The organism is Candidatus Chloroploca mongolica (genome assembly GCF_004762035.2).
GTDB classification, from domain to species: Bacteria; Chloroflexota; Chloroflexia; order Chloroflexales; family Chloroflexaceae; genus Chloroploca; species Chloroploca mongolica.
Genome location: NZ_SIJK02000085.1, coordinates 1 through 16151, shown reverse-complemented (window position 1 = coordinate 16151; position 16151 = coordinate 1). Strand labels below are relative to the sequence as shown.

Here is a 16151-nt window from a genome sequence, read left to right as displayed (position 1 = left end):
CAACCCGATTGACTTTGAAGGCCACGGCACCCACGTCGCCGATATCATCGGTGGCCTTGGCTATCCGGCAGGCACCAATGAAGATGGCGCCTACCCCGCCAAGGGGGTTGGTGTCGCTCCTGAAGCCGAGATCTATGGCTTCAAGGCCTGTGCGTCGTTCAGTTCCGCATGTAACGGTCTGGCGTTACTGGCTTCGGTTGACAATGCCGCCGATCTTGACCGCGATCCCGCAACCGCCGATCCGGTTGATGTGATCAATATGTCGCTCGGGGCAAACTACGGGCAACCCGAAGATGATCTGACCTATTTCTCGAATCGCGCGGCTGGCATGGGCATTATTGTCGTCGCGTCGGCTGGTAACTCGGCAGACAAGCCTTTCATCGTGGGCAGCCCCTCGATGGGCGATGGGGTGCTGAGTGTGGCGCAGACTGCCGTGCCCTCAGCGACGCGCTATCCGCTCTTCTATGCGAGCAGTACAGTCAGTGGCACGATTAACACGGCCGTCTTCCAGAACTGGTCAGTGCCCCCGGCGGCAGTGCTGATCCAGGGCCCGGTTGTCTATGGCAACGCGGATGGGAGCAATACCAATGGGTGTGCGGCGTATACCACTCCTTTGACCGGTTCGGTGGTTCTGGCTGATCGTGGTGTGTGTTCGTTCACCACCAAAGCCAAAAACGCATCGGACGCCGGGGCGGCGATCTCGTTGATTGGCCTTATCGCTCCTGGTGATCCCTTCGAGGGCGGCGATGGTGGCGATCGTCCGATCAATATTCCATCGTTTATGATCAGCCAGGCTGCCTCGAACCTGCTCAAGGCGCAGATTGCGAATGGCGTGGTTGCGGGGATCAATCCGGCCAATGCGATTAGTCTGGCGAATACGATGGTCGGCAGTTCGTCGCGTGGCCCACGTAATCACGATAATGTGATCAAGCCCGACATTGGTGCGCCTGGTGCTTCGATTTCGGCGATCGCTGCTGGTGGGGCCGCCACCGGGCCGTTTGGTGGCACCTCCGGGGCCGCGCCGATGGTCTCGGGTGTGGCCGCGTTGCTCAAGCAGGTCTACACGGATACCCTGATCGTGCAGCAGTACAAAGCGCTGCTGATGAATACGGGCAACCTGGAGATCTGGCAGGGCGATCCTGGTACGGTGCTTGCGCCGATCACCCGTATTGGTGGCGGTCAGGTGGATGCAAGCGCAGCCTACTCGAGCACGCTCGTGGCCTGGGATAGCACCAGTGCCTCGGCACTCGCCTGGACAGGCAGCATGTCCTTTGGCTACCAACCGGTTGCCGCGAACCAGACCGTGACCCGGACGCTGACGATCAAGAACCTGGCGAATGCCGCGCAGACCGTGGCGCTCGCGTCGGCCTTCCGCTATGCGCAAGATGCCGATCAGGGTGTGGTGGTCACGCCCGCTCAGGCAGAGGTCACCATTCCGGCCAATGGCACGGTGAATGTGCCTGTCGTGATGACGATCGATCCCGCCGCCCTGCATCCATGGGTGGTGAATAAGGGTTCCCTTGGGGCCAACGGCGCGGCCCTGACGTTCCAGGAGTACGATGGCTCCGTGACCATCACGCCGACGAGCGGGGCTCCGATCCATGTCGTCTGGCACGTGTTGCCCAAGGCGGTGGCTGATGTGTCACTTGGCACAACCAGCTGGCCCTCCGAGACGACCGTCTTGAATAATGCCTCATCGGTCATTACTGGCCCGGTGGATATCTTCGATCTCATCGTCGCGGATGCCAACGATTATGGCTTTACGGTCGGTGATTGTGCCGGGTGCAATCTGTCGCCTGTCGATCTGAAGGAACTCGGTGTCCGTGCAACCAGTGTTGTGAGTCCGAACGATTTCCTCGAGTTCGGCGTGACCATCTGGGATAACCCGTATCGGGCGAGTCAGTACCCGGTCGCAATCGAGATCTACATTGACGGGAATAACGACGGCACCGACGACTATGTCATCTTCAACGCCGATCTCGCGCTTAATGCCAGCGACGGGCGCAATGTGGTCTTTGTGTTTGACCTCTCTGATAACAGCCTGTTCCCCGTCTACTTCATCGACTCGACGTTCAATACGCAGAACTTTATTCTGCCGATGGATGCCGCGTTGGTCGGGGTGACCCCAGGGCAACCCTTCAGCTTCAGGGTCTTCCTCTTTGATGCCTACTTCGGTGGTTCAGCCTGGGATTGTGCACCCAAGGTGAATGGTGTCTGCACCGGAAAGTATCAGTACACGCCTGGGTTGTCACGTTATGCCATCCCCGAAGCCGACCGCTTTGTTGATGTGCCACCAGGGGGCAGCGTCAACGTGGCGTGGACGTCAAGCCCCGAGGGGGCTGCGGCGTCGCCCTCACAGACCGGCCTGCTCTTTATGTATCGCCGGGCTCTCGTAGGCGGCGAGTCTGACCATGTGTTGAAACTCAACACCTATTTGCCCATTATTCAGCAGTAAGAACGCCTGTCGGTTTCTTCGCGCCCAGGGCCAGGGTTCCCAGGAACCCTGGCCCTGGGCGCGATGTTTTGTCTGGCGAGCAACAACCCATCTTGCGCAAGAAGTTGATAATAAGGTTACAATAGTGGGCATAGGCGTCACCTGAGCCACATGAGTACATATGGTCGACGGTGGACGGTCGACCGCTACATACGACGAGGTGTCTGTGAAAACGATCGTGATTATTCATCCGGGTCGAGGTGATGAGCAGCTTACAGTCAAACTGTTAGGGCAGGCGATAACGATGCGCCGCATCGGGTGTGACGGTGATCTTGATCAGGCCCGTGAGTTGATTCTGGCGCACGATGGACAGGTGGATGCCATTGGTCTGGAAGGCTTGCCTGGCCGTTTGCGCCTGGGCAATGCCAGTCGGGCCTATCCGCCTGGGCAACGCCTGCTGACAGCCGCTCACCTTACGCCCACGGTGGATGGCAGCGGGGCACGTGCAATGCTTGAACGCTGGGCCGTGACCTTGGTCGAGAAAGCTCAACCGGGCATCTTCAGCCAAAAACGAGTTCTGATGGTGCCTGGCCTCAACCACGAAGGCCTCAGCCATGCGCTTGATCGTCGCGTCGGGGCCGTCCGTTATGCCGATCCGGTACTCTATTTTGGTGTACCGGCCCTACCTGGGATAGGGAGTCGTGTGACTCTCGATAGTCTGGCCGGGCCAACCCTTGACCGCCTGCGCGAACTCAGCTTTGCCCAGCTTGCGCATCCGACGGTCACCAATGGTGGCCGTCGTGCAGCGGCCCAGTTCCGCTGGGCCGATGTGCTTGCCGGTGATGTAGATCTGATCCGGCGCTGGGCACCCCGCGACCTCAAACATAAACTTGTTGTGACGACCGCTGTGACCAAGGAAGATCGCGCGGATTTGCGCGACCGAGGGGTTTCGCTGGTGGTTGCGCTCTTCGATGCGCTGCTTGAAGGGGCCGATCCTCGGCATAGCTCAGCCGCCGCAATCGAGGCCGCCCTCGTCGCGTTACGCCCCTCGCCCGATGCACCCCTCCGCGAAGATACGTATCTTGATCTACTGGCCGAATTGAACTGGACGCCCTCGGTCTATCCGTTGCAAGCAAGTGAAGCAGGGATCAATCGTTTTGCTTTTGTCATCCACCCACTGAACGTGAAGTTCATCCATCAGCATAAGGTGTTTCGCTGGACCCGCTATCTCCCTGATAGTCTGGTGGAGGCTGTGGCGGCCTATTTCCCGCCCCTCTATCTGGGCAAAATCAAGGGCGGAGTCTCACCGGCCACCGGCCAGCGGATCGAAGGCCACCTCATTAGCCTGGGGGCAACCCCACGCCAGATGATGCGCCACCGCGAGCGTTTTACCTATCGCCAGTTGAATATCGCCGCCCGGATGTCTGAACGCCTCGGCGCACGCCTTATGGGCCTCGGTGCCTTTACCAGTGTCGTTGGCGACGCTGGCATTACGGTGGCCCACGAAGCCGAGATAGCGATCACCAGTGGCAATAGTTTGACGGTTGCGGCCACCCTCGAAGCGGCCAAACAGGCCGTGATCAAGATGGGAGCGACGGATCTTGCCCACGGACGAGCGATGATCATCGGGGCAACCGGCTCGATCGGGTCGGTCTGTGCACGTCTGCTGGCGCAGGCGATTCATGATGTAGTACTGGTCTCGATCGAGCCCGAAAAGCTGATCGCCCTGAAACGTGCAATCGAAGCAGAAACCCCCGGCTCGCGGGTGGTCATTGCGACCCATACGGAAGATATGGTAGAGCAATGTGATCTGATTGTGACGGCAACCTCGGCTTTTGGGCAGCGCATTATTGATATTAGCCGCTGCAAACCCGGTGCCGTGATCTGCGATGTGGCGCGCCCCCCCGATATCAGCCCCGCCGAAGCCGCGCTGCGGCCGGATGTGCTCGTCATCGAGAGCGGTGAGGTCTTGATTCCGGGCGTCACCGATATCGGCTACGACATTGGTCTGCCCCGTGGCACAGCGTACGCCTGTCTTGCCGAAACCGCCTTGCTTGCCATGGATGGACGCTTCGAGGACTATACGCTAGGGCGCAATATTTCGATCGAGCGGGTCAAGGAGATCTACCGGCTCTTCAAGAAACACAACTTTCAATTGGCCGGCTTGCGTTCATTCGAAGCATATGTTACCGAGGAGGATTTTGCGCAACGACGTGCGCTCGCCGCCCGTCTACACGCCGATCCTGCCCTCTTCAAGCGCACGCAGGCCGAGGCGCACGAAAAACTGCAGCGCCTGCCCAAAGCGGCGAAAGGCGTGCAAGAGTCGGTGTGGCACCAGGCGAGCACTCAGGTACGCGAATGGACGATCCAGGGCGCCATGGCCCTTGGAAGCCAGATCAGCCGTCGCCTGCCCCAACCCAACCGTGACGAAGAGGTTCGTCGTTGATTGTGAAGAGTACGGTCTTAGCTATCTGTTCGGTGAGCGTTCAACGCTCACCGAGCAGATAATCAATCACATCACCTGCCGAGTAGCTCGTGCGTCCCCCGAGGAAGTCGCCAATATGCTGCAAATCATCGCCACTCGTCAAGAGGGGCGGCTCGATGCTGCCATCGCGACGCTGTTGGGCAAAGCCCACATTAGCCATCAGGGCATTGCAGAGGCACTTACGCCCCTCGGTCTCTTCGATAGCACCACCCTTTTGCACAAACGCGGCAATCGGCTCACTGGCGCAGCGGAACCCGATCTCACCCTCAGGCGTCACATAGGCCGAACGCAGATACCCGAGGTCGCAGATGCGTTCGCGCGATTTTTCAGCCGCCGGATCGTCTGACCAATGAACCACCTTAAAGGGATACCCGGTCGGCGACGCACGCGGATCGGTACGTACCTGCACTTCACCACGCACCGCAGCGGCCAGAATCGAAGATCGATATTCGGGGGCAAGGCCCGAGTCTTCGCAAAACGCAAAGAGGGTACCCACTTGAATGCCAACCGCCCCGGTCGCCTGTGCTTGCCGCAACCCCTCGGGGGTACCAACGCCACCAGCGACCCAGAAGGGCAAGCCAAGCTCACGAATCTTCGCGAGATCAACAGCATCACGAGGGCCATAGACAGGCTCACCCTCCTCGTTCAACTGCATTTCGCCGCGGGGGGGAGCATTGTGACCACCGGCAGTCGGGCCTTCCACAACGAACCCATCAACGCGGCCACTCGCCTTACGCGCCAGCATCGTTGCGAGCGAATTACTCGCAATAATCGCCAGAAAAGCGGGGCGCTGCAACGTCGGCTTTGGGCCATCCCAGTACTCACCTGGGTCAAGGCGCAGCAACGCATTGGCCCCCGACGGCAACCCCTCGACATCAAAGGCCATCATCGCGGGTTGATGTTCGGCGAGGGCGTCAAGTGCCGCAGGAATATCACGTGGAATGCCCGCACCCATCAAAACAACATCAACCCCGGCCAGGATTGACCCATAGAGCATCGGAAGATTTGGCAGTTGCACCTTGGTCAACAGGTTCATGCCAATCGGCCCCTGATGACCCTCACGCGCCAACGTCACCTCAACGAAAGCCCCGAGCATCGCGATCTCCTGGCGGGCACGCGGTGTCTCTTGCCGAAACATCGGCAAGAGGGCGTAAGGCGTGTTAGGGGGGCGGCCTTCCGGCAGAAAATAGCGTTCGAGCATCCGCTCGACGACATGTGGCATCGGAAACTGCGCCATGGCGCGGCGCATATGCCCGCCAGGATCGCCATCCTGCAACCGCCGCATCAACACCGTATCAACCCCCGTCCCCGAGACGACCCCCAGTTGACCGCAGCGTGCAACGGCGCGGGCGAGTCGCCAATCCGAAATTGCGACGCCCATTCCCCCTTGAATAATTGGAGGCAGTGACGCTGCTGACATAGCTTCTCTCCTGCCAATACAACTAAGTCTCATCACGCACTGGTACCTTCAAACGATCAGTACGCTGGCGTTCCTCTTGCCTATACGGCGTCTCTTCCCGGGTTAAAGGTAAGAGGATGAAGGTCAACAGACACATCACCCCGAGCAGGATAAGCGGAAAGAGATTGATCACACTTTGCATAACGATACCTCCGCATCTAAACATGCGAAGGCATCCTACTCGGTGCAGTGTAAGCAATCAATGAGAACAACGTGACAGAGTTCTCACAGTCACACGAGCCAATCCGTGCTACCTGAAACAGCACCTAACGAAGGACGTCACGTACAATCTGCTCAAGGCGATCGAGGGCAAATGGTTTGGGCAGATAATAGTCAACGCGCTGCTCGCGAGCACGTTTCTCAAGCTCAGGCGTTGCATAGGCCGTAATCATCACAACACGAGTATCGGGCGATGTCTCTTTGATTGCCGAGGCCAACTGCAAGCCATTCATACCTGGCATATTGTAGTCGGTAATAACCAGCGGAACGGGACGCAGGGCGATCTGCGCCAGGGCATCGGCACCGCCGTTCACAGTGATAATGTCGTAGCCACCGGTCATATCACGCATGAGACGGTGCAAAATAATCAGAATATCGGGCTCATCTTCAACGAGCACGATTGCTGGATTGCGGCCAGAGCCATCAGGCATGACGCAACTCCTACTTTGCTGGCAACTCTACAGCCAGTCTCGATCGCTCAAGCGAACCGTACCTTTTGTGAGGCTAATTGTAGCATACCGTGCTATTGCGGGCAAGAGAGAAAGAAAAAAAGCCTTTGACCCTTGGGGGAACAACTGATGGTATCATTGACGGGTTGTTGCCCCAGGAAGGTCCGTTTGCCACAGGAGCAGATCATCATGACCCAGTTGCCCGGAATCTTTCTCAACGTGCTTGTGCCCGTCTTTGCGCTCGTCTTGCTTGGCTACCTGACCGGGCCGCGGCTTCAATTCGAGGCACGTACCCTTTCGCGTCTGGCTTATTTTATTCTCACCCCGGCGTTTGTCTTCAATGTGCTCAGCCAGACCCGTATTGAAGCTGCGCTGGCAGGACGAATGATTGGGTTCATTACCCTGGTCTACCTGGGTTCGATTGTCATCGCCTTTGTCACCGCACGGCTCTTACGCCGTTCAGCCGCGATGACGGCAGCCTATGTGATGATCGCAGCGTTTGGCAATGTTGGTAATTTTGGGCTGCCAATCATTCAATTTGCCGAAGGCCCCGAGGCGCTTGGCATTGCCACGATCTACTTCCTTGCGAATCTTGTGCTTGCCTTTATTGTCTGTGTCTCGGCAGCCAATTTTAGCCATGGATTTAGTATGCGCATTGTCATTCAGGTCTTCAAGACCCCGGCTCTGATTGCGCTGCTTCCAGCTTTGCTCGTCAATTGGTCGGGGCTTACCTTGCCAACGGTGGTGAGTCGCCCGCTTGATCTGCTCTCTGGGGCGCTGATCCCGACGATGCTGCTTGTACTTGGTGTGCAACTGGCGAATGCCGGGGTGCCTAAACTCAGTGCCGATCTGCTCATTTCGAGTTCAATCCGGCTGATCAGCGGGCCGGTGCTCGCGTTCGCGACGGTCGGCTGGTTTATGCTACCGGCCCTCGAACGCAATGTCGGCATTTTGCAGGCCAGTATGCCTACGGCAGTGCTGGTTTCGATCATTGCGATGGAGAATAAACTGTTGCCTGAATTTGTAACGGCAACGGTCTTGTTCTCGAATGTGGTGAGTATTGTGACCCTAGCGATTGTGCTGGTGTTGCTGTGATCTGCCTCCGGCGGTGGGGTGTGGAGCGGCGAAGTCGCTCCACACCCCACCGCCGGAGGCAGACGTTGCATCAGCCCTGCGCTGCTTGTGAGAAGAGCGAAACAGTGGTATAACTCTACATGGTGGGCCCTGGCCCACTATGCTTTTGTCATCGATATACCCATTGATGGGCGGATGTGGTGCAGGAAGATCCTGTCTCCCTTCCGTCTCTTTTTATCAGGAGCGATCGTTCGTGCGTGTTGCAATGTTGAGTGTTCATAGTAGCCCGCTCGCCCGTTTGGGGGGCAAAGAGGCCGGCGGGATGAATGTCTATGTCCGCGAACTTGCCCGTGAATTGGGGAGTCGTGGCATTCCTGTTGATATTTTCACCCGTACGCAGGGCCGTGCGACGCCAACCATTGAACCCCTCTCGTGTGGCGTGCGGGTGATCAATTTGCATGCTGGCCCCGCTGCACCGTACGATAAGAATCTGGTGCAGGTTCACTTGCCCGAGTTTGTCAGTCGCGTGCGCTGTTTCGCTGATGGTGAAGATCTGTCGTATGATGTAATCCATAGTCACTACTGGTTGTCAGGTGAAGCAGCGCTCCGCCTCCGTCGCAGCTGGGGGGTGCCAGTCGTGCATATGTTCCATACCCTCGGTGCCCTGAAAAATAGTGTCGCCCGCAGCAAGGAAGAGATTGAGACGAACCAGCGCATTGCGATCGAACGCCGGTTGATGCACGAGGTGGATGCAGTTATCGCCGCGACCTCACTCGACCGTGCCCAGATGGTCTGGAATTATGGGGCCGAGGCCGACCGGATCAACGTCACGCCATGTGGGGTTGATCTGAAGCGTTTTCAACCTTCTGATCAGGCTGCCGCACGGCAGCGTCTTGGGTTGCCTGCCAATGAACGCCTGTTGCTCTGTGCCGGACGAATGGAGCCGTTGAAGGGGATGGATGCCCTGATCAGGGCGCTGGCGTTACTCCGCGAGCAGGGCCGCTCAGATGCTGATGCGCTTCGTGTGCTGCTAATCGGTGGTGAACCCGAAACCCGGCCTCAGGCGTGGAATGCCGAGCAGCGTCGGCTCGATGCGCTCCGTACCCACCTGGGGGTCGCCGAGCAGGTGCGTTTTCTTGGAGCCCAGCCGCAAGAGTTGCTGCCAACGTATTTTGCGGCTGCCGATCTGGTTGCGGTTCCTTCCCACTATGAGTCTTTTGGCCTGGTTGCGCTCGAGGCGATGGCCTCGGGTGTTCCGGTGATTGCCTCGCGTGCCGGCGGCCTTGCGCTGACGATCGAAGACGGTCGCAGTGGCCTGCTCGTGCCTCCTGATGATCACCACGCGCTGGCTGAACGGATTGCGTGGGTGCTAGATAGGCCATTGCTGACGGCGCAGCTTCGTGCAGGTGCCCGCCAGCGGGCCATTGAATATGGATGGCCGGGCATTGCCCGCCGCATGAGTACCATCTACGAAACGCTGGTTCGCGAACGCCAGCATGCCCGAGACCTCCGCCGTCCTGTTGCGCAGGTTTCGTAAGTGGCCCTCCTACCACGTCTCAACCGGGGGCCAACCCTTGCGTTGCTCTGCGCCGTCTATTTTGGCGCAGGGCTTAGCCTGGCGTCAATTGGGCCAAACTTGAGTGCGCTGGCCGCAAATGTTGGCCGTGACGTGGCGTTGATCGGCAGTCAGTTTACCGCTTTTTCGCTTGGGACTGTCGTGGTGCAGTTTGTGGTCGGCCCCTTTAGCGACCGGTATGGTCAGCGTACGGTGTTGAGCCTGGGGCTGTTGATGATGGGGCTCGGCATCCTTGGCGAAAGCCTCAGTCCTAATCTGACGCTCTTGCTCGTATTCGCTGGGCTCGGTGGGCTCGGTTTTGGCTCGATCCTCTCGTCGGGGAGCGTGCTTGTACCACGGCTCTTTCCGGTACGGGGCACCTCGGCGCTCAACCTGGTCAATCTCTTCTTTGGGGTTGGCTCGATTGTCGGCCCGCTGGTGGCAGGTCGCGCACTTGCCCAATTGGGGAGCCCTTTGCCAGCGCTCTGGCTTGGTGCTGGATTGCTGCTTGGGCTGTTTCCCCTGGCTCTGCTGGCTGCGGAAGCCGATGTCCCTGCCGAAGGTGCGCTCAACGGTTCTGTCCCGTGGCTACTTGTCTTGCTGCTGGGCTTCTTGCTGCTTGTCTACAGCGGGACAGAAATTGCCCTCGGGGGATGGGCCGCCCTCTATCTGGAGATCGGGGCTGACATGGCCCCTGCGCAAGCTGCCATTGCCGTGGCAGGCTTCTGGTTTGCCCTGACCCTCGGACGTGGGGCAGGTGCTTTGCTCGGGTTGCGTTTCAGTGCCCTCCAGGTACTCTTGATGACGATCATACTCTTGTTGTCTGGCTCGGTTCTGCTCTTCTTCACGGTTGGCAACCCAACTGGTTCGATAGGTGCGCTGCTGGTGCTCGGGCTAGCCTTCGGCCCGATCTTCCCCACAACGATGGCCCTGGTTGCGCTTACATCGGGGGGACGAGGCACGGCGGCTGCGGTGGCGCTTGCCATTGGCAACAGTGGCGGTGCCATCATCCCCCCCTTGATGGGCCTGGTGCTCAGTCGCGCTGGCCCCCCGGCGGTTGCCCTGCTCGTCGTCATTGCGACGAGCATCGTGTTCCTCCTGGCATGCGCAGTCGTGATAGTCAGCCGACGTTCGCAACAGTTGTAGCGAGACAACGAAACCGCTCCGCTCGCTATGGGTGCCTGCCGATCCATGCACCGCCACATCTGGCAGGTCACTTGCAGGAGAAACGCGCCAACTAACGCCATCTGAGCTACCGGCTCAGGTGGCGTTAGTTGACTATATGCAAGACAAATTGTTGCGACTCATTGAGCAAAAAAAGAGCCTCTTGAGGTCTTTTTCTGATTGCAATGCGAAAAATTCGGTTGCGAACTCTTGCTTGACAACCCTATTCAAGCGTATTATACTTCGTCCAAGCGCGTAAGATTTTGTCTTTCTTGCAAGATCCCCTGAGTATGCGACACAAATGGGGGGCATGCCCGACAGGCGCATCCCTATTGTGTGATGTTATGCCCCGCTGTACTGAGTCGTCCTGGAAAGGGAGCCGGCCATGAGTGGTACGAAGGCAAAGGACCCACGTTTCCCCGATTTTGGTTTTACCGTGGAAGAAGGAGCACGTTCAACACGGGTTCCGGGGGGACGCACGATCGAAGAGATGGAGCCCGAATATAAGATTAAGGGCAAAACAACCTTCAGCGCCCTCTTCAAGAATGACCCCTTTGATTTCTGGGTGGGGCCATTCTACGTTGGTTTCTGGGGGTTTATTTCTGTCCTTGGGATTATTTTCGGCAGCTACTTCTACCTCAATGCAACCGTCGTCAACGGACCGTTCTCGCTACCGCAAAACTTTTTTGCCGGGCGCGTTGATCCTCCTCCCGCTGAGATCGGGCTGGCGCTGGTCAGTCCTGGGCAACCTGGTTTTGTCTGGCAGATGACCGTGCTTTTTGCCACGCTTGCGTTCTTTGGCTGGATGATGCGCCAGGTTGATATTAGTATGAAGCTCAATATGGGCTATCATATTGCCGTTGCCTATGGTGTTGTCTTCTCGGCCTGGGTGACCCTCCAGATTATTCGGCCCATCGCCCTCGGGATGTGGCACGAAGGTTTTGTCCTTGGTGTTATGCCCCACCTCGACTGGGTCTCTAATTTTGGATACCGCTACAACAACTTCTTCTACAACCCCTTCCACGCGATCGGGATCACGGGGCTCTTTGGCTCAACGTGGCTACTTGCCGCTCACGGCTCACTTATTTTGAGTGCGGCGCAATATCGTGGGCCCGAAGGCGGAGATATCGAGAATATCTTCTTCCGCGATACGATTGTCTACTCGGTTGGTGAGTCGGGCATCCATCGCCTCGGGTTCATCTTTGCCTGTGGTGGCGTGCTCTCAGCGAATCTCTGCATTCTCTTCTCGGGTTGGCCCGTGCAGGATTGGGTGAGTTTCTGGAACTTCTGGAATGTCCTTCCCTGGTGGAGTGGGGTGTAAGCCACTGATCGAACAGGGCGGGTAGCCCTTGCGTAGACCAGTGCTTGCCTACACAGTTGAGGAGTAGTCTTATGGCGACAATGAATAGAACCCCCGGCGATCTTGAACTGGGGCCTAATCCACAGGGACGGATCGGCAAGGCGATAGAAATCCCTATCCTTGAAAACTTCGGCCTGGATAGCCAGATTGGCCCGACGTTTCTTGGTCTCTGGAATGTTGCGGCGTATGTGACCGGTGGGATCTTTACCTTTATCTGGTTGTCGGTGATGGCGATGCAGGTCAACTGGAACCCGATTGCGTTTGCGAAGTATTTCTTTGTCTTGCAGATCGATCCACCCGCTAGTTTCTATGGCCTCAGCTTTCCCCCCCTCCATCAGGGTGGCTGGTGGCTTATCTCGACCTTTTTCCTGACGATCTCGATCCTTTGCTGGTATATGCATCTCTATACCCGTGCAAGGACGCTTGGCATCAAGCCCTATCTGGCGTATGGTTTCACCGGTGCGATTATCCTCTACCTCGTGATCTATCTCATTCGCCCGATGTGGATGGCCGATTGGTCTGAGGCACCTTCGCATGGCCTCAAGGCGCTGCTTGACTGGACGAATAACGTGAGCGTGCGCTACGGGAACTTCTACTACAACCCGTTCCATATGCTCTCGATCTTCTTCCTGCTTGGTTCGACCGTGCTGCTAGCGATGCACGCCGGGACGATCTGGGCACTTGAGAAGTATGCCGCCCACGAAGAGTGGGACGAGTTGCAGGCCCCTGGTACCGGTACCGAGCGGGCACAGCTCTTCTGGCGCTGGTGCATGGGCTTCAATGCGAATGCCTACTCGATCCACCTCTGGGCCTTCTGGTTTGCTTGGCTCTGTGGGGTGACTGGTGCCATCGGGGTCTTCCTCTCGATGCCCGATTTTGTCAATAACTGGTTCCAGTGGGGCATCGAGGCCGGGATTGCCTATCCGCAGTTCCCTCAACCCGGTCAATAGTGACCCCTGCGTTGCCTGAAGATCGTTCATTATGGGCAGAGCCTCCGCCTGGCGGGGGCTCTGCTGCTGTCTTGGCGCTTGAGGTGCCGCTGCTCGGTGTGCCTCTGGTGGTGCATGCTGCGGTAGGCTTTGAGCCCATGCTGATGCATTGTTTTCGCCAGTGGCTTATGTTGCCTGCCTCATTGCGTGCCTCCACTCTCCCTGCAAGACTCCACCTGCTCGTGCAAGACCCCGAGTCGGATGAACCTGAGGTGACGGCACCGTCACGTTTTGTGGTGCGGAGATATGTGGATACGGTCGTCGCGGCACGGGGTAGCAATCTGTTCAGTGCTGACCTGAAGCAGGGTGTGGCGGTGGCGTTTCTGACCCCGGCGTTGAGCGCCAACGAGGCTGTGGTTGTGCCTCAGGTGATCGAGTATCTTGGCCTGTTGCTCGCAAGTCGTCACGACCGGTTGCCGGTTGCGTCGGCTGGACTGGTTCTTGATGGAACGGCAGTTCTGCTCAGTGGTGAAGCGGGGATCGTCGGCGCTCTTGCCAGGGCATGCATTGAGGCTGAGATGGCTCTGCTGGCCGAGCAGACGGTCTATCTCAGCCTGGCGCACGGGTTACGCGTGTGGGGGCATGCCAGCGGGCGTACGGGCAACCGGGCAACCCATGCTGAACGGGTGGTCACATGCCTGGTCGAACGAAGAACCGGACAGGCGAGCCAGCTTGAACGGCTGGAAGCTGCACTGGCTCAGCACGAGTTGCAGCAGAAGATCGAGGAGCAAGCCTGCACGGCCCTGGTGGAAGCAGGTGTGTATCGTCTTGCGGTGGGCGCAGATATGGCTCCGGCGGTGGCGTTGCTGCGTCATCTCGCAAGCGAGGGCTAGAGGCCAGTATTTGACGCAAAGGCGCAGAGGCGCAAAGGTGCCTATGGGAGGTGCATCAAACCTTCGCGCCTTCGCGTCAACATTGGTCAAGCTTCTTGGCAAGATCTTGGGGCTAAAGGTTCGCCTCCCAGAGATAGTGCCGGAGATCGATCCGGTCGCCCGCATCAACCATAACCCCTTCAGCTTCGAGCAGGGCGCGTTGCAACGCAGGTTCGTAGGCGTTGGTAATGAGGCCGCGGTGATTGACGACCCGCCACCACGGCACCTCATCTTCACTGGTCAGGCGCAGGGCATGCAGGGCATAACCCACCATCCGCGCCTGACCAGCAAAACCAGCCAGGAGGGCAATGCGACCATAGCTGCTGACGCGTCCAGGCGGGATCTGGCGCACCACTGTATAAATCGCTTCGTAACTCTTCACTCGTGTCAGGCCAATCTGCCGCCGTCAACCGGGATGGTTGCGCCAGTGACAAATGAAGCCCCGTCGGAACAGAGCCAGATAACAGCGCTAGCGACTTCATCGGGCTGGCCGAGGCGTCCGACCGGTTCACCTTCGGCAAATTCCTGCAAGATCGCTTCATCGCCGCCAGTAAAGCGGTCAATCATCGCAGTATGGATCGTACCGGGGCAGATCGCATTGATCCGAATGTTACTACGGGCATATTCGAGGGCGGCGGCGCGGGTCAAACCAACAATGCCATGCTTGCTCGCCACATACGCCGAAACGCCACGCGAACCCGTCAAACCGGCGACGGACGAGGTATTGACAATGACGCCACTACCCTGTTTGAGCATCTGCTGCAACTCGTACTTCATCGAGAGCCAGACCCCTTTGAGGTTGATGCCCATCACCTCGTCCCAGACTTCTTCGGGGTAAGCGTCCATCATTGAGCGTGCGCCCTCGATGCCGGCGTTATTATGGGCAAAATCCAGACGTCCGTACGTAGCAACGGTACGATTCACCAGAGCCTCGATATCGGCGCGGCGCGAAACATCGGTACGGACAAAGAGCGCATCAGTCTGCTCGGCACGGGCGAGCGCGGCCGTCTCTTCACCTGCGGCCTCGGCAATATCCGCCACCACTACCTTGGCACCGTGGCGAGCAAAAGCGAGCGCACTTGCCCGTCCAATCCCCGAGCCGGCCCCGGTTACCAGTGCCACCTTGCCAGTGAACTGTCCAACCATCACGTAACCTCCTCTATGATCAGACTCTGGCCCTATCGCCAGAGGAACAGCCTGTTCGCGGCCATGATACAACACTTTTGCCTTGCAGATCTGTAACAGGATTTGTGCAATGTTTCGTGGTTTCCTCACTTTTCAAATAACGCGTTTGTTTTGATGCAAAGGCGCAACGTTATAGGGCGATTGCATCTTCCGTGTAGGCACCCCGCCAAGGCACCCGCAAGGGCACCCGCAAGGGCACCCGCAAGGGCACCCGCAAGGGGGGTGCCCCTACACCGGATGCGGCCCCGCCCCGGTACGGGCTCGGGGGTAGGTTTCACATATGACGTGCGGGTCATGACCAGTGCTGCGCCGCTGATGGGCACACACACCGATCGTGGCGCGGTGCCAGCCGTAGGCGACGCGGCCACCGACCGCGGCGATCGGACGGATCGGCACGCCCTGGTGGGAAGCCCGCCGACCGGACGCCCCCGCTGCCTCCGGCTCGTTCGTCTGGGGTGGAGCGTCCTCCTGGTGCGGGCATTGAACCACCCCGCTGCGCCCGCCGTGTCACCCCGCTGCGCCCGCCCTGTCACCCCGCTGCGCCCGCCCTGTCACCCCGAGCGCAGCGAGGGGTCTTCCATGGGCCGCAGTGAAGATTCCTCACTGCGTTCGGAATGACATGGCTGGCGTTGCCTCCCGCTGCGCTCGCCGTGTCACCCCGCTGCGCTCGCCGTGTCACCCCGAGCGCAGCGAGGGGTCTTCCATGGGCCGCAGCGAAGATTCCTCACTGCGTTCGGAATGACATGGCTGGCGTTGGCACCCCTTGGTGCGAGCCCTGAACCAGCAACCCATCCCCATGCCGCGACACTTGTGCCCCGAACCTTGGCCAACGACACCGCCACCTTCGTGCGAAAAAACGAACGTCATGTCGCTCCCTCGGCGCTTGGATAAAAAACCTACCCCCAA

General features: G+C 58.7%; 13 protein-coding genes. 8 read left to right on the top strand and 5 right to left on the bottom strand.

The annotated features are described in order from the left end of the window. Positions 1-2455: DUF8811 domain-containing protein (locus EYB53_RS23470; RefSeq protein ID WP_135481693.1), on the top strand; the 2455-nt coding region annotated here is incomplete at its 5' end. A gap of 205 nt (positions 2456-2660) precedes the next feature. Beyond that, on the top strand, positions 2661-4880 hold the full coding sequence (locus EYB53_RS23465; protein ID WP_205712746.1) for a DUF8754 domain-containing protein: 2220 nt from the start codon (positions 2661-2663) through the stop codon (positions 4878-4880). A 40-nt stretch (positions 4881-4920) separates the two neighbouring features. Here the strand turns inward: EYB53_RS23465 and EYB53_RS23460 are convergent, their stop codons facing one another. The 3 genes from EYB53_RS23460 to EYB53_RS23450 form a co-directional block, all read right to left on the bottom strand. Next, positions 4921-6339 (bottom strand): nitronate monooxygenase, encoded by a 1419-nt coding sequence (locus EYB53_RS23460; RefSeq protein WP_135481691.1) that lies wholly within the window; start codon positions 6337-6339, stop codon positions 4921-4923. Positions 6340-6361: 22 nt separating this feature from the next. Continuing rightward, positions 6362-6520, bottom strand: coding sequence for a hypothetical protein (locus tag EYB53_RS23455; RefSeq protein WP_167857574.1), 159 nt, complete (start codon positions 6518-6520; stop codon positions 6362-6364). A gap of 124 nt (positions 6521-6644) precedes the next feature. Next, the gene (locus EYB53_RS23450) at positions 6645-7028 is read right to left on the bottom strand and encodes a response regulator (RefSeq protein ID WP_097654913.1); all 384 of its coding nucleotides are present in this window, start codon (positions 7026-7028) and stop codon (positions 6645-6647) included. 207 nt (positions 7029-7235) lie between these two features. On the opposite strand from EYB53_RS23450, the gene EYB53_RS23445 reads away from it, so the two are divergent. The 6 genes from EYB53_RS23445 to EYB53_RS23420 all read left to right on the top strand — a co-directional run bounded on the left by EYB53_RS23445 (position 7236) and on the right by EYB53_RS23420 (position 14021). Beyond that, positions 7236-8141: an AEC family transporter gene (locus tag EYB53_RS23445; protein WP_135481695.1), complete on the top strand. Its 906-nt coding sequence runs from the start codon at positions 7236-7238 to the stop codon at positions 8139-8141. Between the two features lie 232 nt (positions 8142-8373). Next, positions 8374-9657, top strand: a complete 1284-nt coding sequence (locus EYB53_RS23440; RefSeq protein ID WP_135481688.1) for a glycosyltransferase — start codon at positions 8374-8376, stop codon at positions 9655-9657. Further along, positions 9658-10821 (top strand): MFS transporter, encoded by a 1164-nt coding sequence (locus EYB53_RS23435; RefSeq protein ID WP_135481686.1) that lies wholly within the window; start codon positions 9658-9660, stop codon positions 10819-10821. Positions 10822-11224: 403 nt separating this feature from the next. Then, entirely contained in the window at positions 11225-12160 is a 936-nt protein-coding gene (locus tag EYB53_RS23430) for a photosynthetic reaction center family protein (protein ID WP_135481683.1), read from the top strand. A 71-nt stretch (positions 12161-12231) separates the two neighbouring features. Continuing rightward, positions 12232-13149 carry a photosynthetic reaction center subunit M gene (gene pufM, locus EYB53_RS23425; RefSeq protein WP_135481681.1) on the top strand — a complete coding sequence of 306 codons (918 nt, stop codon included), beginning with the start codon at positions 12232-12234 and terminating at the stop codon, positions 13147-13149. 71 nt (positions 13150-13220) lie between these two features. Further along, positions 13221-14021, top strand: a complete 801-nt coding sequence (locus EYB53_RS23420; protein ID WP_135481678.1) for a hypothetical protein — start codon at positions 13221-13223, stop codon at positions 14019-14021. Between the two features lie 112 nt (positions 14022-14133). Here EYB53_RS23420 and EYB53_RS23415 read toward each other — a convergent pair whose 3' ends face one another. Together EYB53_RS23415 and EYB53_RS23410 are read right to left on the bottom strand one after the other, a co-directional pair. Next, entirely contained in the window at positions 14134-14442 is a 309-nt protein-coding gene (locus tag EYB53_RS23415) for an MGMT family protein (RefSeq protein ID WP_371879153.1), read from the bottom strand. Positions 14443-14447: 5 nt separating this feature from the next. Then, entirely contained in the window at positions 14448-15206 is a 759-nt protein-coding gene (locus EYB53_RS23410; protein WP_135481673.1) for an SDR family oxidoreductase, read from the bottom strand. Between the last annotated feature and the right edge of the window lie 945 nt (positions 15207-16151).